The sequence below is a fragment of the Streptomyces wuyuanensis genome, from assembly GCF_900103455.1.
GTDB lineage: Bacteria > Actinomycetota > Actinomycetes > Streptomycetales > Streptomycetaceae > Streptomyces > Streptomyces wuyuanensis.
Genome location: NZ_FNHI01000031.1, coordinates 74,404 through 93,939 on the forward strand (window position 1 = coordinate 74,404; position 19,536 = coordinate 93,939).

A 19,536-nucleotide genomic window follows, 5' to 3' on the forward strand; every position below is an offset into this window, starting at 1 on the left:
CGCGGCCTCCGACCGCTCCTCCCGGGGGCGGTCAGCCCTGCGCGGTGCCGTTCGGCGCCGTGCCGTTCGGCGCCGTGCCGTTCGGCGCCGTGCCGTTCGGCGCGGTGAGCGCGGTGTCGGCGAGGCCGAGTTCGCCCGCTCTGTCGAGCAGCCGGCCCAGCTGGGCCGCGGGTGCTCCGTCCGCCCGCATGAGCTGCGTCAGCAGCGCGGACACGGTGAGGTTCCGGACGTCCGACGTCGAGACCGCGCCCAGCATCTTCGTGACGTCGTCGGCGAAGGACGAGGAGCCGTCCAGCCATGGCCCGGCGAGGGCCTGAGCGGTCTCGGAGTGCCGGACGAATCCGTCGACGCCCTTGCCGAGCGCGATCGACGACATCAGGCGGTCGAAGAAGACCGACTCGCCGCCGACGATGTCGATGTCGGCGTTCTCCAGGCCGGTGGCGAGCACCGTGGCCTGGGCCTCGGCGACCTGCCGCTGCACGTCGAGCCCGGCGAGACGGATGTCCTTCTCCGCCTCCAGGCGCAGTCGGAACTCCTCGTGCGTACGGGACGCCTCGTCCAGCGCCGCCATCGCGGCGGCCTTCTCGGTCAGACCCGCGGCCTCCGCCTTGAGCTTCTCGCCGATGGCGGCGGCCTCGGCCAGAGCCTTCTCGCGGGCGCCCTCCGCCTCGGCCCGCAGCCTGGCGGCGGTGGCCCCGGCCTCGGCGCGGCCGGCCTTCTCGATGGCGTCGGCCTCCTTCTCCCGTACCTGTACGGCCGCCAGACCCTCGGCTGCCCTCTCGGCCTGGATGCCCTCGGCGAGGCGGATCTTGGCGCGCGCGTCCATGTCGGCGGTCTTGTTGCGGGCCTCGGCGAGGGTGAGCTCCTCGGCCGCCCGGTGGACCGCGGCCTGCTCGGCCGCCTCCGCCGCCTTGATGTCCTTGACCAGTTTCTCCTGCGCCTCGGCCTCGGCCGCGATGACCACGGCCTGCCGGGTGCGCTCGGCCTCCTCCACCGCCCGCAGCCGCTTGATGGACTCCTCCTGTTCGGCGACCGTACGGTCCACCGCGACGCGCTCGCGGATCACCTCGGCGATCTCACGGCGCTCCGCCTCCACCTCCTTCTCCGCGGAGATCCGCGTCAGTTCGGTCTCCCGGTCCCGGGCGATGACCTCCAGCAGCCGGTCCTTCTCGATGCGCTCGTTCTCGACGGCCACGACGCGCTCGCGGTTCATCTGGGCAACGGCGACCTCACGGGCCTGGTTCTCCCGCTGGACGCCCAGCTGCTCCTCGGTCTTCAGGAAGGCGCTCTGCGCCCGCAGCCGCTCCTCCTCCACGACCCGGGCGGTCTCGGCCTCCTCACGGGCCCGCACGGTCTCGATCTCGCGCCTCTGCTTGATCTCCGCGTCGGCGCGGCGGCGCTCGAGTTCCAGGATGGCCTCACGGGCATCGACGTCCTGCCGCGTGATCTCCTTCTCCTCGTGCCGCCGGAATTCGTTGGTGCGGACGTGCTCGACCGCCGTCAGCTCCGTGATCTTGCGGATGCCCTGGGCGTCGAGGATGTTGGACGCGTCCAGCTGGGCCAGCGGTGTCTGCTCCAGATAGTCGATCGCCGCGTCCTCGAGGCTGTACCCGTTCAGATCCGTCCCGATGACCTGGATGATGCGGTCCCGGAACTCGTCGCGCTTGGTGTAGAGGTCGGTGAAGTCGAGCTGCTTCCCGACCGTCTTGAGCGCCTCGGAGAACTTGGCGTTGAACAGGTCCTGCAGGGTCTCCTTGTCGCTGGCCCGCGCCGTGCCGATGGCCTGGGCGACCTTGACGACGTCCTCGACGGTCTTGTTGACCCTGACGAAGAACGAGATCCGGATGTCGGCGCGGATGTTGTCCTTGCAGATCAGCCCGTCGCGGCCGGTCCGGGTGATGTCGATGGTCTTCACCGAGATGTCCATGACCTCGGCCTTGTGCAGCACCGGCAGGACGACCTGCCCGGTGAACGTGACGTCCACCTTCCGCATCTTCGACACGATCAGCGCCTTGCCCTGCTCCACCTTGCGGAACAGCCTGCTGATCACGAAGAGCACGGCGACGACGACGAGCAGGACAACGGCAACGAGCACGCCGATGCCCACGGTTATGGCATCCATGGGTGATCCCCCGGGTGAGAGACGTGTGCTGGGAAGGAAGAGGTTGCGGCGTCAGCCGCGGAGGTCCAGCTCGCTGCCGTACGGCGCGACCCAGAAGAACTCGCCGGCGTCGTCGTAGGCGTAGAGCAGTCCTGTACTGCCGGACGCCAGGACGTCGCTGCCGCTCTGGCGGACCTGGACGATCGCCGCGGAGCCGTCCCGCGCGACGACCTCCGCCTGGCCGAAGACCCCGTCCACCCGCCCGGTGCGGATGGTGCAGGTCATGCCGACGAAGTCCTGCCGGGACGGCCCGGGTTCGTCGGGGAAGAGCTTGGCCAGCGGCCGTACGAGCGCGCGGGTCACCCACCACGAGAGGACCGGCGAGGCCACGAGTACGGCGACGCGCAGGAGGTGGAAGGGGAGGCCGGACAGGTCGGCACGGACGAGCAGGACCGAGCCGGTCAGACTGCCGAACCAGCCGAAGGCGATCAGGAGCGAGACGGCCACCGAGACGGGCACGCCGCCCAGGCTCAGCGCGTCGGTGTCGACATCCCCGTCGAAGCTGTCGTGGCCGGCGGCGCCCACCAGAACCAGCAGCCAGAAGCCGATGACGACCAGCAGGGCCGAGGTGAACAGCACCGTGGGGAACCCGACGGCGCCCTTCAGGAACTCAACCACCGGTCCACCCCCTCCCGACTGACGAACTCCCGTTCCCGAGGAGCTCCGCGACCAGGTGCCGACGGCCGGGTGCACCACGCACCTGCCTGCTTCCGGCAACCGGCCCATCGTTCCGGGCCGCTCCCCACGGCCTGTGCGTATCCTGACAGTCCGGCTCACAAGTGTGCATTGCCGGGTTCCGGCAATCTTTACGCGCTCTTAATGCCGTTCTCCCGCGCGCCGGAGCACCGCTCTCCCGTTGACCCGGTCCGGCGCCGACCAGGGCCCGCCACGAGTAAGGCGAGCCGGCCGCCTGGAGATCACCGAGATCCTCCCCCGGTCGCGTGGCGGGCGGTTGGCGGTGCTGCCAGGTCGGCACGGTGGGTCTCCCACTTCGGCAAGCGTGTCGGCTCGCCCGCCGCCGAGCCACGAGGATTCCCGCGTGCCCTCGGCGCCCAACGGGAGTCCGGGGAGCGGTGGTTGACCCCGGAGCGGCTGCTGCCGGTGGCGGCTGGGACACGGCCTTCATGGACGCCGCATCCGAGCGGATGAGTTCCCGGACGGCGTTGGGACGGACGTCGCGCTCACGGTTCTCGGCGGGTTCACCGGTCTCGCCCGGGACGGGCCGTTCATCGCCGTCGCCTGCGCCCTGTCATGGGGGGGCGCCGCCCTGGGCACGCTCCTGTCCCGGCGTCACATGACCGCGACCCTTCGGGAAGGCCGGGGAAGGCCGCGGCGCTCGGGTACGCCGACGGAATCGCGGACATGATGGTGCTGGGGATCTCCACCTACCGGGCTGCCGTCTTCCCGCTGTCCGGTCCCGACGCGGTGGACGCCGCCGAACGCATGGCGCGCCGTCAGGCCGCCTACCGCCTCACGGCCGCCGACGGGCTTCCCCACCATGCGCGCGGCCGCGGCCACCGCTCTCGAAGCGATCGACGACGGGCGTGACCGCGACACCGACTCCGCCGTGGAGGACCTGGTGAGGGCCGTCCAGGAGCAGCGCCGCAGCACGTGACCACGAACGGAGCCGTCACGGTGGTCCCCGGGGAGATGCCCGTGCAACGGCCGGCGGACGGCGACCGCTCCGGCCACGAGGGCACTTCCGGCGCCGCGGGAGGATCCGGGCGCGGTCCGTCAGCCGCCTCGGCGGGCGTTGAGCCGGGCGGCCTGGCGGGTCAGGTGGTCGCGCTCGGCGAGGTTGGGTGCCTCCCGGGCCGCCTCGGCGTACAGCCGTGCCGCCGTCGCCAGGTCTCCGTCGCGCTCGTGGAGGTACGCCGCCACCGCGGCGCGGCGGGGAAGGGCCCCGCTCGAAGCGCCCGGGGAAGAGGCGTCCAGCGCCGCGAGCGCCGCCAGTCCGGCGCGCGGCCCGTCGGCCTCCCCGACGGCCACCGCGCGGTTGAGCCGGACGACCGGGCTGTCGGTCAGGCGCGTGAGTTCGTCGTACCACTCGACGATCTGGACCCAGTCGGTCTCCTCGGCGGTGGGCGCGTCGGCGTGGAGTGCGGCGATGGCGGCCTGGGCCTGGAACTCCCCCAGCCGGTCGCGGGCGAGTGCCGCCTGGAGGATCCCGACGCCCTCGGCGATCAACGCGGTGTCCCAGCGGCCGCGGTCCTGCTCGGCGAGCGGCACCAGGCTGCCGTCGGACGCGGTCCGGGTGGCACGCCGGGCGTGGTGGAGCAGCATGAGGGACAGCAGCCCTGCCACCTCGGGGTGATCGATCGCGGCGGCGAGCTGCCGGGTGAGCCGGATGGCCTCGGCGGCGAGGTCCATGTCGCCGGAGTAGCCCTCGTTGAAGACCAGATAGAGCACGCGCAGCACGGTGGCGACGTCGCCGGGCCGGTCGAACCTTCCCCGAGCTCTTCGAGCAGGGGAGACCCCATGGCCGGAGACGGTGCGCTTGGCCCGGCTGATGCGCTGCGCCATGGTCGCCTCGGGCACCAGGTACGCCTGGGCGATCTGACGGGTGGTCAGCCCGCCGACGGCACGGAGCGTGAGCGCGACGGCGGACGACGGCGTCAGCGACGGGTGGGCGCACAGGAAGTAGAGCTGGAGCGTGTCGTCCACCCCGGGCACGGGGCCGGGCGCCGGCTCCGCGTCGAGACGGTCCTCGCGCCGGCGGCGGGCGGCGTCCGCGCAGGCGGCGTCGAGGAACCGGCGCCAGGCCACGGTGACCAGCCAGCCCTTCGGGTCCCGCGGAGGGTCGGCCGGCCAGGTCCGGAGGGCCTCGACGAGGGCGTCCTGCACGGCGTCCTCGGCCGCCGCGAAGTCGGATCCGCGGCGGACGAGGACGGTGAGCACGCTGGGCGCAAGGCTCCGAAGCAGAGCATCATCCATGGAAGGCGCAGTCCGCGGTGGTGGGCGGCGCGCCCAGGAAGGGGCGCAGCTCGAGCCATTCGTGAATCGCCTTCCCGCCCGCTCCGGGGGCGGCGGACAGTTCCCCGGCCAGCTCGACGGCGCGCTCGTAGCTGTCGACGTCGATCACCATCCAGCCGGCGATGAGGTCCTTGGTCTCGGCGAACGGGCCGTCGGTGACCGGAGGGCGGCCCTCACCGTCGTAGCGGACCCAGGCCCCCTCGGGAGCGAGCGCCTGGCCGTCGACGAACTCGCCGGTCTTCTCCAACCGGGCCGCGAAGTCGTTCATGTACTGCACATGCGCCGAGATCTCCTCCGGGCTCCACTGGTCCATCGGCACGTCGTTGACCGAAGCCGGGGCGCCGCGGTAGTGCTTCAGCAGCAGGTACTTGGCCATCGTGGTTCTCCTCGGGGCTCGTCGTGCGACCCATTGTGGTCGCGTTCACCCCGGGGACGGAGCCGGACGCGGGTTCTCGACATCGCCGTCCGAACCTTTCGGGACCTTCCACGGAACCTTCTACGGGCTCGCGCCGACGAGCCCGCGTGAGCCGTCTCGCGGCGCCGGCAGCGCCCGGGATCCGGAACGCGCGGCCGGCAGACGGCCGCACGCAGCCGCGGGTCCGCCACCGGCGGGGACGCGGACCGCCGAGCGGGTTCTCCGTCGATCCGGGGATCCGGGCCCTTCCAGGGTGATCCGGGATCCGGGCCGCTCCCGGGGCACCGCGCGACTTCTCAGTGGCATCGCGCGTCGCATCCACCTGCAGTGTTCAGCCATCACCCTGGGTGATCGGCGGTGGAGATCGCGCGTGCGGTTGTCGTCCGTCTTGCGGCACGGGATGCTGGGGAGCACGAAGGGAAGCGGTGCCATGGGTCGTTTTCCGCATGCGGCGAACGTCGACTTCCACAGTCCTCTGGACCCCTCCAAGGCGGCCACCGCGGTGCTGGACGACCAAGGCCGCATTGTCGGGTGGGGACCCTCCGCGCAGCGCCTGCTCGGGCATTCCGCCGAGGAGGCCCTCGGCCAGTCGGCCACCCGGCTGCTGGAGACGTCCTCCGGCCTGCGCCTGTCCGCCCTCTGCAAGGCGCACCAGTCCCGCAGCGTCGTCATGGACCTCCGCCACCGGGACGGACGTACGGTGCGCGCGGCCGTGACGATCAGCCCGCTGTCGCACCGGAGCGGAGCCGCGGCCGTCGTGATGGCCGCCGAACTGGATACGCTCCGCAGCTGGGAGGCGCAGCTGGCGATGCTCCAGGGCCTGGCGACCGAGTCCCCCGTGGGCCTGACGATCTTCGACACCGAAAGGCGCGTCGTCTGGGGGAACGTCTCCACCGATCTGGAGCTCGGAGGGATCGCCCAGTACACCGGCCGGTCGGCCGCCGATCTCTTTCCGGAAGGCGAGTTCATCTCCCGCCACCACCCCCCGGACGAGGACCAGGTGATGGATCACGTGCTGTCGACCGGGGAACCGATCATCGGCATGCACTACCGCGGGCGCGCCCCCGCCGACCCGGTGCGCGAGCACGTCTGGTCCTGCTCGTACCACCGGCTGGTGGACGCCCGGGGCGAGCCGCTGGGGCTGTTCGAGGAGTCCCTGGACATCACCGACCAGTACCGCGCCCAGGAACGGCTGTCGCTGCTGGTGCGGGCGGGAAAGCGGGTCGGCGCCTCGCTGGACGTGCGTCGCACCGCCGCGGAGCTCGCCGACGTGGCGGTACCGCAGCTGGCCGACGAAGTGCTGGTGGACCTGCCTCCCGCGGTCATCGAGGGACGGCAGCCGCCGACGCGCTCGGCGCCGGGACACGGACTGCTGCGGATGCACGGGCGGACTCCGGAGGAGTTCCGGACCAGCCCCGTCTCCTACGCGCCCTCGTCACCGCAGGCCATGAGCCTCGCCACGGGCCGCTGCGTCGTCGGCGACACCCCTCCCGAGCCGGCGGACGAGGCGGGGACGGCGGCCGCCTCGCGCTCCTGCCTGTTCGTCCCGCTGCTCACCCGCGAGGCCGTCCTGGGCCTTGCCACCTTCCGGCGCACCAGCAACCCCGACCCCTTCGGCCCCGAGGAGCAGACACTCGCCATGGAGCTGGCCGAGCGGGCCGCCGTCGGCATCGACAACGCCCGCCAGTACACCAGCCAGCATGCGGCGGCCCTGGTGCTGCAGCGAAGCCTGCTGCCGCGGCACCTGCCGCAACAGAGCGCGGTCGACGTCGCGTACCGCTATCTGCCCGCCGACAGCCGTGTGGGCGTGGGCGGCGACTGGTTCGACGTGATCCCGCTGTCCGGGGCCAGAGTGGGACTGACCGTGGGCGACGTGGTGGGCCACGGTATGCACGCCGCGGCGACCATGGGCCGGCTGCGCGCCACCGTACGCACTCTCGCGCTGCTGGACTTGGACCCGGCCGAGCTGCTCACACGGCTCGACGACCTGGTCGCTCAGGAGTCCGAGCCCGACGGGGACGACGGGTTGAGCGGTGGCGCGATGGTGGTGACCTGTCTGTACGCGATCTACGACCCGGTCAGCGGCCGGTGCGTCTGGGCCAGCGCGGGCCATCCCCCGCCGATGGTCGCCGATGCCAGCGGTTCGGTGGCCGCGTCCCCGCTGACCCCGGGACCGCCACTCGGGCTGGGCGTCCTGCCGTACGAGAACGTCGAGCTGGACCTGTCCGACGGAAGCGTGGTGGCCTTCTTCACCGACGGCGTCGTGGAGGACCGGGGCCAGGACATCGACAGCGGAATCGACCGGCTGGCCGAGGTGCTCACCTGGCAGCGATGCCCGCTGGAGGAACTGTGCGACCGGGCGCTGTCGGCCCTGCCGCCCGGGCCGCAGGTGGACGACGCCACCCTGCTGCTCGTCCGCACCCGGCGGCTCGACGCCCGGCAGGTGGCGGACCTGGAACTGCCGTCCGATCCGGCCATGGTGGCCCGCGCCCGTACGCTCACCGAACGCCAACTCGGGACCTGGGGCCTGTCCGAGCTCTCGTTCACCGCCGAACTCGTGGTGAGCGAACTCGTCACCAACGGCATCCGGCACGCCACCGGACCGGTCGTGCTGAGGCTCATCAGGGACCGCTGCCTGCTGTGCGAGGTCTCCGACAGCGCACACACCGCACCACACCTGCGGCGAGCGCGCCGGGACGACGAGGGCGGCCGCGGACTGTTCCTCGTCGCCCAGATGTCCCAGCGCTGGGGCACGCGGTACACCTCCTCCGGGAAGACGATCTGGGCCGAACTGGCCATCCCCAAGGGCCTCGAACGGGACCACGAGCAGGAGCAGGACGCATCGTCGAACGCGGCCCGCGGCAGTCAGCGCCTCGCCGGTCACGCATGATCCCGCCGGCCGAGGGGCCATCGCGCCCGCAGACGACCGGACCGTGTCAGGGCGACCTCGCCGGGCCGGCCCCCCTCGATCCTGGGACTGATGCGGAGCTGATCCTTGAACCGGTGCGGAGCTGATCCTTGAACCGGTGCGGAGCTGATCGCTGAACCGGTGCGGACCGGTGCGGACCGAACGCCGAAGTGCAGGTGCGGGGTGACCGAGGGTGCTTCACCTGACAGCCACCTCTCCGGCGTCACGACGTGATCACCGTGGCAGTTCGGGCACGCCCGGGGAGACGTACCGGGATCAGCCGTCGACCTGTCCGCCTCGCGGGGCCTCGCGCGGCACGCGGTAGTGGAGGTACACGACTCTCGAGTTGAAGGTGCGGGTCTCGACGAGTTCGAGATCCACCCGGCGCTCCTGCGGGGGAAAGAACGGGATGCCGCCGCCGACCAGCACCGGGTAGACCATGGCCCGGTACTCGTCGATCAGGCCCGACGCGGCCGCCTCGGCAGCGAGAGTCGCGCCGCCGATCGCGATTTCGCCCTCCCCTGGCTCGGCTCGCAACCGCTCGATCTCCTCCGCCACGCCGCCGGAGGCCAGGCGGGCAGTTCCCTGCACCGCCGTCAGCGTTGTGGAGAACACCACCTTCGGGAGCGGCTTCCAGAGCGCGGCCCACTCCAGCATCGCGTCGTCGAGCGATGGATCCTGGTCGGCGGTCTCCCAGTACAGCATCGTCTCGTACAGCCGTCGTCCCATCAGGTGGACGCCGACCTGCCGGATGTCGTCGATCCAGAAGCGAAAGACGTCGTCCCCGGGCGCCGTCCAGTCGAAGTCGCCGTCCGGCCCGACGATGTAGCCGTCAAGTGAGACGCTCATCGAGTAGGTCACGCTGCGCATGGCAAATCCTCCTCGGTTCCGGGTACGACACTACGACCGCCGGACGCCGCAGGACTCATCGCCGGGCCCGCCATCCCCCTCCGGCCGTCCCGGGCCGGGCGCGCCGCGGTGATCTTCGTGTGCGAGGATGCCGCGTCGCCGTGGCGCCGCGTCCCTGTGCCGCCCACCCCCGCGACGGCAGACGGTACGAGGACGGTCGGCACCCGGGCGGTCGGCACACGGGAACGACGGAAGTGAGGCGCGATGATCGGGACGGTGTTCCGCAGCGAGGACCTGCCGGTCGAGGACAGGTTCGAATGCTGGCGGGACCTGCTGGGCCGGACGCGCTCCAGCGAGATGGACAGCGCGCACGCCGACGCCTTCTGGGCGGAGTGCCGGCTGATGGAGCTCGGCCCGGTGACCGTGTGGCCGATGGCGGCCCTGCCGGCGCGCTACCGGCGCGGGCCCGCGATGGTGCGCCGGTCCGACCCCGAGCTGTACCACCTCTCCCTGCTCCTCGACGGAGGACTGGGACTCGAACACGCCGGCCGGGTGGACACCTTCGGCCCGGGAGATCTGCACCTGGCCGACAGCTCCCACCCGTACGACCTCGGCCCGGACCGGGAAGGGGACAGCCGCCCCGTCAGAGGAGTGGGCGTGGACTTCCCCAAGGCACTGCTGCCACTCCCGGCACACCGCGTGAACGCCCTGCTGGGCCGGGCCCTGCCGGGAACGGACGGCATCGGCGCCCTGCTCCGGGACTGCCTGACCGGCCTGGACCGCCAAGCGGACTTCCTCCGGCCGTCCGACGCGCCGCGCCTGGGCACGGTCGTGCTCGACCTGGTCGCGGCGCTCGTCGCGCACGTCCTGGAGGCCGAGGAGGCGCTGCCGCCGGAGACCCGCCGGCAGGTCTTGTTCCGGCAGATCACCGCCTTCATCCGCCGCCACCTGCAGGATCCGCGGCTCACTCCGCCCGCAGTCGCGACCGCCCACCACGTCTCCCTCAGCCAACTGCACCGGATCTTCCAGCACGAGGCACACGGCGAGACGGTCGCGGCCTTCATCCGCGCCCGGCGGCTCGAAAGCGCCGGGCACGACCTGGCCAACCCCCGGACGAGCGCCGAGCCAGTCCATGTCGTCGCCGCCCGCTGGGGCTTTCCCCGCGCGCCCGAGTTCACCCGCGCCTTCCGCACCGCGTACGGGTGCTCCCCGACGGAGTACCGGATGCGGGCGCTGTCCGAGCGGCGTGGGCCCACCCCCGTGGAGCCCACCTCGGCCGTCGAGCCGCCCCGCGGTCCGGTGTCCTGAACATACGTGCTGTGCACGGGCTTCGGGGTCCGTTCCCTGGCGGCTGCGACGCAGGGCCAACGAATCGTGCACGCCACGCCAACGACAACCGGCCCTCCCCCGGGCACAGTCGGTCCCTCGATGACCCGTTCAGGGGCTGCGCTCGTACACCGGCGTTGCCCGGCCCATCAGCGCGAGGACGTCGAGCGTCCAGTCCTCGTGGCAACGAGGGCCGGTGGCGATGTACGCGTACGCGTCCCGATACCATGGCGCACCGCGGTTCCTCGGCGGCGCCGGTCCGACGCCACATGATCGGTGATGCGTCGCGTCGCCATGAACTGTCCCATGTGGAGCGGGCCTTGGTACGGCCGCTGCCGACCCGGTCCGGATCGCTTCATGGCCGGTCTGGACAGTCGACTCCGTTGGGCTGTCGGCCCGGTGGTGGATCGGCCTCATCGCCCACCTCGTCGACCGCGCCCTGCATTGGCGACCAGGGATGGCCCTTCCGTCTGAACGAGGAGGAGGACTCCTACGCCGCGATCACACCGGACACGACAGGATCATCCCACCTGTGACCGCAGCTACGAGGCAGCCCTAGCAGTGGTATCCGTCCGGGCACTCGGGGAACAGCACCCCGAAGAACAAGAAGAAGAGAATCGTCGGCAAACAGGAGAAGAGGCGCGGACGCCCACCACCACGACACTGCCCTGATGATCCGATCCGCTGGTGCAGGCGCCGGGCCGGTCGGCCCCGTTCCCCCGCGGAGGCTTTCCGGAGCGACCCCAGACGATGACATGCCCGCATCGTAGGCACCCGAGGAGTCATGTGGCCGTCCCTGCCCTCGGCCTTCCTGTGAAGAGGGCTGTCCGGGCCGGCGCCGAAGCCGTGATCACGCCGGACGTCCCGCGGCCATCCCATCTGCGATCAGCGGTGATGACACCTCTCAGTCCCCGATGAAAAGCAGGTAGCCGGAGCGGCGGATCGCCTCATGGGACTCCTCGATCACACGCCTCACCACGGCGTCCTTCTCGTCCTCTCGCAGCTCTTCGAGTTCGACGACGAGTCGCTCCAGCTGGGGCGTGTTGAACATCGTGAGGTCGTACGGCGAGATGCCTCGCCGCAGGCTGTCCTCCGGCGCTCGCGCGCACAGCGCCAGGAACGAATCCTCGGCATCGTCACCGAACTCCGCGACGACATCCTGCGCGCGGTTCAGTCTCCTCATACCCAGGCCCATGGCGGCTCTCCTGTCTCGTGTCGGTGTGGCGGGCGGCATCATCCCTTCGCTCATCGTGGCCGAAGCCTTCCCAGGGTGCCGGCTCCCTCGTGAGTCGCACGTCACGGACAGGGAGCCGTCAACCGAGGTGGGGCCGAGCCTGTCGCTGCGAGAGGCTCACCGTCCGGCGCTCTCGGTCGAGCCGAAGCACCACTACGGTGATGTCGTCGCCAACCTGGATCTCACCCCTGTGTGCGGTGGCCGGTTCCCCGGCGAGTTCTGACCGATGGATCACCGCTTCGACCTCATCGAAGATTTCGACGACTACGCCGAACGGTAGGACCTTCGTTACGCGTGTCCTCAACTCCTGACCCACGTCAGTAGCGTCGGCGAACGCCTGGAAAGGGTCTGGCCGATTCGCTCTCAGAGAGAGACGGGCCTCCACATTCCACGTGTCGAATTGGAGGAACATGCACGACACGGACTGTCCGATGTGGACGATCTCCGAGGCGTCTTCGAATGATCGCCAGGACAGGTCAGGGAGGGCAATGAACCCGACGCCAGGGAAAACCGGGTGGTCCGGTACGTCGTCCAAATCGACGAAGACGCCGAACCTTTCGATCGCCGCGACTTTCCCGGAAAGCAAATCACCGTATTGCAGCGAGTCAAGAAGGTCCCAGAGCTCCGGGTTCTTCGAACGCTCGATCATGCTGCCATCCTTTCAGCGCCTGCCTGCGCCGTCAGCTCGCCCGCAACGGACTCCATCACGCCGGAGGTATCCCGACCAGCGAGGCTGCCGAATCCGGGCCGCTCCCTTGGGCTCTCCGGCTTCCATGACCGCGGTACTGAGCGAAGGACGCCGCCGAGACCGAGAAGGCGCCGCGCCAGCACCGCCGCCCAGGCCACCGGCATTGGCGTCGCGGCACCCCTCAGCCAGGGCGCGGTACCGCTACTGACCGCCCCGAAAGCACGTCGGTTGGGCTGACCCTTCCGGGTGCGCACCGGCCTCGTCGTCCCTCACCGCCGCGAACGCGGCCAGACCGAACTCCCGGACCGGATAGAGGAACACGACAAGTCCCACAAACAGGTCCGCGCCCGCGCCGAGCACGTCCTCGCCCGCATGAAGACCTGGAAGATCCTCCGCGCGCCGAGACAGGCAGCCACCCGCAAGCATTCAATACGCTCCCCCACGCGGACCGACAGAAGGCCCCGCTCGACGCCCAGCGCATTCGAGGGATCACGGAGGGCCTCGGAGACATCGCACAACACATTCACGCAGCCGGCGCCGATCCGCGCCAGTGACGCAGCGTGGCTCCAAGCGCCCATTCGGAGGCGGATACCGGGAGACCCCGAACGCTGTCGGAGCCAGAACCAGGTTTGCCTCGGCGAAAGGCGGGGAGCCGGAAGAAGAGAGGGCGCCCGCCGAGGACGTTCCATCACCGGAGGTTTCCATGATCATCCTCGGAGTCATTCTGCTCGTCATCGGCCTCTTGGCCGGGATAGGCATTCTCTGGACCATCGGCATCGTCCTCGTCGCCATCGGCGTTCTGCTGTGGATTCTGGGAGCGGTGGGACACGCTGTGGGCGGCCGACGGCACTACTGGTAGTGCCGGTCCCTCAAGGCAGACCGGCCTGATCCGCCGGTCTCGCCCCCGCGCAGCGGGGAGTCGAGGCTGGTCGAGTTCCGCCACGCTGTACACGGTCCCACCGATCCGCATCCGCAGCTGACGGAAAGCTGGTCACCATGACACCTCACGCACCCGTTCGTCCCCCGCCCTCAAAAGTGTCCGGCAGTGACTTCGCCGGGCTGGCGCGGGAGATCGCCGAAGCCGGGCTGATGCGTCGCCGTCCTGGCTATTACACGGCCCGCATCACGACGGTCGCAGCGCTCTACGCAGGCGGCTGGACCGCGTTCGTGCTCATCGGCTCCAGCTGGTGGTCACTGGCCGTCGCCGCCTTCCTCGCCATGGTCTTCGGCCAGGTCGCCCTCCTCGCCCACGACGTTGCCCACCGGCAGGTGTTCCGGCTCCGCAAGGCCAGCGAACGATTCGGCCGGATCGCGGGGAACGCCGGCATCGGAATGGGCTACGGCTGGTGGCAGGACAAGCACACACGTCACCATGCCAACCCCAACCACGAAACGCTCGACCCCGACCTCATTCCCGACCTGCTGGTCTGGTCCAAGCATCAGGCTCGCGCCGCGAAGGGCCTTCCACGGCTCATCGGGCGGGCGCAGGCGTATCTCTTCTTCCCCCTGCTCACGCTGGAGGGGTTCAACCTGCATGTGATGGGTGTGAGGGCCCTGGCCAACCGATCGATGAAACACCGCGTCCAGGAAGGCGCCCTGCTCTTCGCCCACTTTGGGTTCTACCTCGGTGCACTGTTCCTGGTGCTGCCGCCCGGTATGGCGATCGCCTTCCTCGCCGTTCACCAGTGCCTCTTCGGGCTCTACCTCGGTTCCATCTTCGCCCCGAACCACAAGGGCATGCCGATTCTGACCGGAAAGGACCGCCCCGACTTCCTCCGGCGGCAGGTTCTCACCTCGCGCAACGTACGTGGCGGCCGGATCGCCGACCTCGCCCTCGGTGGCCTCAACCACCAGATCGAGCACCACTTGTTCCCCAGCATGCCCACCCCTCAACTACGCCGCGCATGCCCCATAGTCCGCCGCTACTGCAAGGAACTGGACATCCCCTACATCGAGACCGGCCTCATCGCGTCTTACCGGCAAGCCCTCACGAGCCTTCACGAAGCAGGGGCCCCGATCCGCGACGCCCGCCGCAGCCCGATCGTCGTGTAGCCCACCGGCCCCGGCGCACGGACCACTCCCTTGCCGGTCGTCATCGGCCTCGTCCTTCCTCGTCCTCGTCCTCTTCCTCGCCCTCGTCCTCCGATTCGGCGTCCTCGGCGTCCTCCTCCTCGTCTTCGTCCTCGGTGGCGCCGTCCTCGTCGTCCACGGATTCGTACGCGCCGTCGTCCTCCGAGTCCTCGGCCTGTGTCGCCTCTTCCTCTTCCAGGGCTTCCTCGTGTGACATCACGACTTCACCGTCCTGGATTTCGCCACGCCAGCCTTCCGGTTCCTTGTCGGCGAGCGTGACGTACCGCTGGAAGTGCTTGAAGTCCAGGCGGACACGGCGGCCCTGGGCGCGCCACAGATTTCCGGTCTTCTCGAAGAACCCGGACGGGAAGTACTCCATGACCAGGACGATGCGGGTCAGTTCCGGCGCGAGTTCGTGAAAACTCACCGCCCCCTTGGTCGAACCCTTGGCACCTTCGGAGGTCCAGACGATCCGGTCATCGGGGATCTGTTCCTGAACGGTCGCCTTGAAACTGCGCGAGGAAGGGCCGACTTTGACCTTCCAGTCACTGGTCGTCTCGTCACTCTTGGAGACCGAGCGAACACCCTTGGTGAAGCTGCTGAACTCCTCGTACTGCGTCCAGTAGTCGTAGGCCGTGCGAAGAGACACGCCGACGTCGAGGACCTCGATGATGTTCATGCTCTTGCCGCCGCCCCCGGACTTGCCCTTGCCGCCGCCGAACGCTTCCTTGGCCTTGTCCACGACGCTGTCCTTCACGCCTTTGGCCTTCTCGGACAAGAACGCCTTGACGGGGGACTCACCACCGAGGATGCGTGAGCCGATCTTGAGCAGTGACCCGCCGTTGTCGGCGGCATCGGTGAGCTGATCGGTAACGTCCGTGAGCTTGTCACCGGCTTTCTCCGCAAGCCGTTCGACCTGTGAACCGACGAAGCCCGACAACGCCTCACGCACTCCGCCCACGGCCGACTTCACGTCCGGCTCTTTCGTCTCCTTGGCCATGGTGGACTACCTCCGGCGATCGGCGCGCTGGGACTTCTTCTCCGCCCGCCCTGAAGACGCCGCCTTCTTCGCGCGAGCCTGCCTGCCGGAGGCGGACTTCTTCGCCGGGGCAGCCTTCTTCGCTGCCGGCTTCGATGCGGAGCTCTTCTTTCCGGATCCCCGTTTCGCCGCTGCGCCGGAAGCGCTCCGGCCAGAGGGGGGCTCCTCACGCCTCGACGCGGCACGCCTTTGCGGTCGAGCCGGCCTCCGGGAGCTTCTGCTGCGCTGCGGGCGCTCGCGTTCGGGTTCCTCTTCCTGGTCTTCTTCCTGGTCTTCTTCCTGGTCTTCTTCCTGGTCTTCTTCCTCTTCGTCGTACTCCTCCTCAGGCTCCTCCTCGGGCTCCTCCTCGTACTCCTCCGCCGGCTCTTCCTCCTCCTCGTAGTCCTCCTCCGGCTCCTCTTCCTCCTTCGTCTTGCCGAGGCCGGCCGTGCGCTCGTGGAGCGTGGCAGCGAGAGTCCCCATGCTGCGGGTGGCGGCGGCTGTCACCGCCTTGCGGCCGGCCTCGAGGACCTCACCTTTCAGCTGGTCCTGCAGTTCGGCGACCTGCGGTATCTCCCCCAGCCTGCGCATTCCCTCGGCAGCGAGCTGGCGCGGTTCGAGACCGAACCGCCTGCCCGCCAGATAGGTCCCCACGCTCAGCGCCAGCTTGCCCTTCTTCGTCCGGCCCAGCACGTAGCCACCGGCGATGGCCGCGGCGAGAGCCATCTTGGTCTGATCGTCCATGAACACGTCACCTTCATCCCTGGGGCACTCGCCGTTCCGCAGCAGGCGGGCCCGCCGTCGGCCTCCACCGACAGCGCCACTACGACCGCGTTCGGGAGCGCAACGAAAGGGGACTGGATCCCCCCTCAGTTCGGACGGCAGGCCATCCACCACCCGGCGAACAGTGCCTCGATGGGCCGTCGCCTCGGCACCATGGCCCTGGCTCAAGACCAGTCCTGTACTCACCAGTCTCGCCCGAATCGTGTCGGTCGCATCTCGAGAAGCGCTGCCCACGACGGCGGAGGCAGTGCGCTGCGATCCAAGGCCGCGCTTCCTCGCAAACGTCGCGACGCGACGCATCGTCGGCCGTGCGCAGGGCAGATGCTCAATGAGCCGTGACGATGGCGCGGCCGTCGTGTCCTTCTACTGCCGCGGTGGTGCGGCCGGGAATCCAGTACGTGCGGAAGAAGGCGAGAGCATGCCTGGCGCAGGAAGGCTGTGCCGATGACATCGCCAACAGATGTCGGTCCCCGGCTCGCCGTCTCCGCACAGGAGGTGGCGTTGGACGATGCCACCCTGGTGGTCCGCGCGCGCGGCGGCGACTCACGGGCGTTCGAGGTGCTGGTGCGCCGTTACCAGGGACCGATGTACCGCTTGGCACTGCACATGCTGGCCGGCCGCGGCGATGCCGAGGACGTGGTGCAGGAGGTGTTTCTGACCGCATGGCGGCGGCTGCCGCAGTTGCGGGACGACACCGCGTTCCTGGGATGGCTCTACCGGGCAACCACCAATCGGTGCCTGAACCTCATCCGGGCCCGCAGACCTGTCGCGGAAGCCGACCTGGACAGTCGCGAATCCGCCGATGCCGCTGGGGCACCCGAGCGGGCGGCGCAGGTCAGCGAGCAGTTGACGGCGCTCGGGGAGGCCCTGAAACGGCTCACGCCCGAGCAGCGGGCGTGCTGGTTGCTGAGAGAGGTACACGGGCGCTCCTACATGGAGATCGCCGGTGCCACGGGCACCACCCAGACGGCAGTGCGTGGACGCATAGCACGCGCTCGAGCGCAGTTGGCGGAGGCGATGGCTCCATGGAGATGAGCGACGCTCAGGGCTGCATGCTGCCGTGCGGCCGCGACGTCGAGACGGTGTGGGCACGGCTCGATGCGACGGACACCGGATCGGCCGACGCCCATGAGGACACCTGCACGTACTGCTCAACGACGCGGAAGGGCCTGGTGGTGCTGCGGCACGTGGCCGGCGGGCTGGCCTCGGAGGAGGCAGCGCCTGTGTCGCTGGGCCTGGTCGCTCGGATCATGTCCGCGGTGCGCGCCGAGACCCGCCGTCATCACATGCTCACACTGCCCGGCCCGGAGCCGGGCGGGCTGCGGATCAGCGAACAAGCGGTCGCCGCGGTGCTGCGAAGCGCCGCCGACTCCGTCGACGGTGTGCGTGCGCGACGCTGCCGGATCGCCGCCACGGAGACGGTCGGGGAAGTGGAGGTGGAGATGAGCCTTGCCGTGGCGTACCGCAGGTTCTCCGCCGACGCCGTCCACGAGGTGCGCGAGCGTGTCGCTGCGGCCGCCGCAGCACGGGTCGGGGTGACCCCGGCGCGCCTGGACCTGACCGTGGAGGACCTCTACGACGCATGAGGCCCCCGGATCGGGCAGCACGGGCCGGGGTGACCCCGGTGCGCCCGCACCTGACCGTGGAGGACCTCTACGACGCATGAGGCCCCCCGGATCGGGCAGCAAACCGTTGAGAGCGACTGAGCACAAGGACACGGTGGCCGCCATGACAACGACCGTGCCGGACGACAAGGCCGGGGTTTCCCGCGCCCAGTGGGTCATCGCCGAGCCGGTGATCGCCGCCGTCGCCGCCCGGGCCGCTCTCGGCGTCCCTGGCGTCGTGCGCCTCGAACCCGGCCTCACCGGGCTCGTCTCCCAGTGGACGCGGCTGGCACGCCAGAAGATCAACGGCCTTGCTCCGGCCCCGACCGAGGGCGTCAGAGTCACGCTCGACCACACCGCCGTCCCCTCGAGACCGCGCGTCTCCCTCGACCTTGTCACCTCAGGGCAGGACCAGGCCGGCATCGTGGGACGGGCCGTCCAGCGCGAGGTCAGGCGCGCGATCGCCGCTGCCACCGGCCTCGTACCGCAGGCCGTCACGGTGTCGATCATGGACGTCCACATGAACGGGATGGATACGTGATGACCCCGAGATCAGAGCTGACACGCTCACTTCTGTCCGTCCTGGACGGGATCCCCGGTCTTCGTCCGGCTTCTCCCGCCCCCTCCCCCGTCGGGGGAGGAGTGCCGTGGAACCTCGACGCACTGGCCGTCGGCATCGACGACGACCTCGTGGAGATCCGCGTCGTCGCCCTCGCTCTCCCCCTCCCTCCGCTGCTGCGCGCGGCCGAGGCCGCGCTGTCCACGGCGCTCGAGGGGACCCGCTGGAATGACGCACGGCTGCGCCTGGTCGTCACCGACGTGGACGACGGCGCCCTCGCCCCGCGGTCACGCGAGTGACGGCAGCGGCCAGGAGGCCATGACGTTCTCCCCTGGTACGGGTCCTTCAGGTAGACGAGCGCGAACCCGCCCCGTCGAGAGCCACGAAACCGAGGAGCGCACCATGACGAACCCGGCCACCACGAATACCGCCGAACACTCGACCTTCGGCGCAGGCAGCACGGACAGGAGTGCCGGCGCACCGGATGCCTCCACTGCACAGGAATCCGGGCAGGGTTCCACCACCATCGCCGACGTCGTCGTCCAGAAGATCGCCGGTCTTGCCGCTCGCGAGGTACCCGGCGTACACGAGCTGGGAGGCGGAGCGGCACGCGCGTTCGGCGCGGTGAAGGGACGGATCCCCGGAGCCTCGGCCAGTGCCGGACAGGGCGTTTCCGTTGAGGTCGGTCAGAGGCAGGCGGCCGTGGACCTCCAGATGCTGGTCGAATACGGCGTGGCCATACCCGATCTGGCCAAGGACGTCCGCAACAACGTCATCGACTCCGTCGAGCAGATGACGGGCCTGGAAGTCGTCGAGGTCAACATCAATGTCAATGACGTGCACCTGCCCGCCGACGACGGTGACGGCGCCGACCAGGGCTCGGGCGACCGTGTCCAGTAGCGGCGCTCGGGGCTCCGCCACCCGCAGGAGCCTGTCCCACCGCGCGCG

The 19,536-nt window shown here is 70.0% G+C and carries 18 protein-coding genes and 1 pseudogene; 10 read left to right on the top strand and 9 right to left on the bottom strand.

Annotation, left to right across the window (positions count from 1 at the left end; genetic code table 11):
* Window positions 1-31: 31 nt before the first annotated feature.
* The 4 genes from BLT82_RS33545 to BLT82_RS33560 all read right to left on the bottom strand — a co-directional run bounded on the left by BLT82_RS33545 (window position 32) and on the right by BLT82_RS33560 (window position 5,510).
* Window positions 32-2,122: a flotillin family protein gene (locus BLT82_RS33545; protein WP_093661802.1), complete on the bottom strand. Its 2,091-nt coding sequence runs from the start codon at window positions 2,120-2,122 to the stop codon at window positions 32-34.
* A gap of 51 nt (window positions 2,123-2,173) precedes the next feature.
* Window positions 2,174-2,779 carry a hypothetical protein gene (locus BLT82_RS33550; RefSeq protein WP_093661804.1) on the bottom strand — a complete coding sequence of 202 codons (606 nt, stop codon included), beginning with the start codon at window positions 2,777-2,779 and terminating at the stop codon, window positions 2,174-2,176.
* Between the two features lie 1,116 nt (window positions 2,780-3,895).
* Window positions 3,896-5,095: an RNA polymerase sigma factor gene (locus tag BLT82_RS33555; RefSeq protein WP_093661806.1), complete on the bottom strand. Its 1,200-nt coding sequence runs from the start codon at window positions 5,093-5,095 to the stop codon at window positions 3,896-3,898.
* On the bottom strand, window positions 5,088-5,510 hold the full coding sequence (locus BLT82_RS33560) for a YciI family protein (protein ID WP_093661808.1): 423 nt from the start codon (window positions 5,508-5,510) through the stop codon (window positions 5,088-5,090). The genes BLT82_RS33555 and BLT82_RS33560 overlap by 8 nt, the downstream gene beginning before the upstream one ends.
* A 469-nt stretch (window positions 5,511-5,979) precedes the next feature.
* Between BLT82_RS33560 and BLT82_RS33565 the strand changes: the two genes are divergently transcribed.
* Window positions 5,980-8,439, top strand: a complete 2,460-nt coding sequence (locus tag BLT82_RS33565) for a SpoIIE family protein phosphatase (protein ID WP_093661810.1) — start codon at window positions 5,980-5,982, stop codon at window positions 8,437-8,439.
* Window positions 8,440-8,733: 294 nt separating this feature from the next.
* On the opposite strand, the gene BLT82_RS33570 is transcribed toward BLT82_RS33565, so the two are convergent.
* A complete protein-coding gene (locus tag BLT82_RS33570; protein WP_093661812.1) occupies window positions 8,734-9,327 on the bottom strand; it encodes a dihydrofolate reductase family protein in 594 nt (197 codons plus the stop codon).
* A gap of 243 nt (window positions 9,328-9,570) precedes the next feature.
* Here BLT82_RS33570 and BLT82_RS33575 point away from each other — a divergent pair, with 243 nt between their 5' ends.
* Window positions 9,571-10,614, top strand: coding sequence for a helix-turn-helix domain-containing protein (locus BLT82_RS33575; RefSeq protein ID WP_093661814.1), 1,044 nt, complete (start codon window positions 9,571-9,573; stop codon window positions 10,612-10,614).
* 922 nt (window positions 10,615-11,536) lie between these two features.
* Here the strand turns inward: BLT82_RS33575 and BLT82_RS33580 are convergent.
* Complete coding sequence (locus tag BLT82_RS33580; protein ID WP_093661816.1) at window positions 11,537-11,827, bottom strand: hypothetical protein; 291 nt, start codon at window positions 11,825-11,827, stop codon at window positions 11,537-11,539.
* A 118-nt stretch (window positions 11,828-11,945) separates the two neighbouring features.
* On the bottom strand, window positions 11,946-12,515 hold the full coding sequence (locus tag BLT82_RS33585) for a S1 RNA-binding domain-containing protein (RefSeq protein ID WP_093661818.1): 570 nt from the start codon (window positions 12,513-12,515) through the stop codon (window positions 11,946-11,948).
* A 291-nt stretch (window positions 12,516-12,806) separates the two neighbouring features.
* Between BLT82_RS33585 and BLT82_RS33590 the strand changes: the two are divergent.
* From BLT82_RS33590 to BLT82_RS33600, 3 genes and pseudogenes are all read left to right on the top strand, one after another.
* Window positions 12,807-12,950 (top strand): annotated as a pseudogene (locus BLT82_RS33590) (IS5/IS1182 family transposase); the annotation flags it as partial.
* 307 nt (window positions 12,951-13,257) lie between these two features.
* A complete protein-coding gene (locus BLT82_RS37425; RefSeq protein ID WP_093661820.1) occupies window positions 13,258-13,413 on the top strand; it encodes a DUF6131 family protein in 156 nt (51 codons plus the stop codon).
* Between the two features lie 137 nt (window positions 13,414-13,550).
* On the top strand, window positions 13,551-14,606 hold the full coding sequence (locus BLT82_RS33600) for a fatty acid desaturase family protein (protein ID WP_093661822.1): 1,056 nt from the start codon (window positions 13,551-13,553) through the stop codon (window positions 14,604-14,606).
* A 40-nt stretch (window positions 14,607-14,646) separates the two neighbouring features.
* Here the strand turns inward: BLT82_RS33600 and BLT82_RS33605 are convergent, their stop codons facing one another.
* Both BLT82_RS33605 and BLT82_RS37650 read right to left on the bottom strand, forming a co-directional pair.
* On the bottom strand, window positions 14,647-15,624 hold the full coding sequence (locus tag BLT82_RS33605; protein WP_093661824.1) for an SRPBCC family protein: 978 nt from the start codon (window positions 15,622-15,624) through the stop codon (window positions 14,647-14,649).
* A gap of 6 nt (window positions 15,625-15,630) precedes the next feature.
* Complete coding sequence (locus BLT82_RS37650) at window positions 15,631-16,386, bottom strand: histone protein (RefSeq protein WP_208868116.1); 756 nt, start codon at window positions 16,384-16,386, stop codon at window positions 15,631-15,633.
* Window positions 16,387-16,920: 534 nt separating this feature from the next.
* Here BLT82_RS37650 and BLT82_RS33615 point away from each other — a divergent pair.
* The 5 genes from BLT82_RS33615 to BLT82_RS33635 all read left to right on the top strand — a co-directional run bounded on the left by BLT82_RS33615 (window position 16,921) and on the right by BLT82_RS33635 (window position 19,488).
* On the top strand, window positions 16,921-17,460 hold the full coding sequence (locus BLT82_RS33615) for an RNA polymerase sigma factor (RefSeq protein ID WP_342029436.1): 540 nt from the start codon (window positions 16,921-16,923) through the stop codon (window positions 17,458-17,460).
* Window positions 17,451-18,011 carry a hypothetical protein gene (locus BLT82_RS33620; protein WP_093661830.1) on the top strand — a complete coding sequence of 187 codons (561 nt, stop codon included), beginning with the start codon at window positions 17,451-17,453 and terminating at the stop codon, window positions 18,009-18,011. Before BLT82_RS33615 ends, BLT82_RS33620 begins: the two co-directional genes overlap by 10 nt.
* A 142-nt stretch (window positions 18,012-18,153) precedes the next feature.
* The gene (locus BLT82_RS33625) at window positions 18,154-18,570 is read left to right on the top strand and encodes an Asp23/Gls24 family envelope stress response protein (protein WP_093661832.1); all 417 of its coding nucleotides are present in this window, start codon (window positions 18,154-18,156) and stop codon (window positions 18,568-18,570) included.
* Complete coding sequence (locus BLT82_RS33630; protein ID WP_093661834.1) at window positions 18,570-18,887, top strand: hypothetical protein; 318 nt, start codon at window positions 18,570-18,572, stop codon at window positions 18,885-18,887. The genes BLT82_RS33625 and BLT82_RS33630 overlap by 1 nt, the downstream gene beginning before the upstream one ends.
* 103 nt (window positions 18,888-18,990) lie before the next feature.
* Entirely contained in the window at window positions 18,991-19,488 is a 498-nt protein-coding gene (locus BLT82_RS33635; RefSeq protein WP_093661836.1) for an Asp23/Gls24 family envelope stress response protein, read from the top strand.
* Window positions 19,489-19,536: the final 48 nt, after the last annotated feature.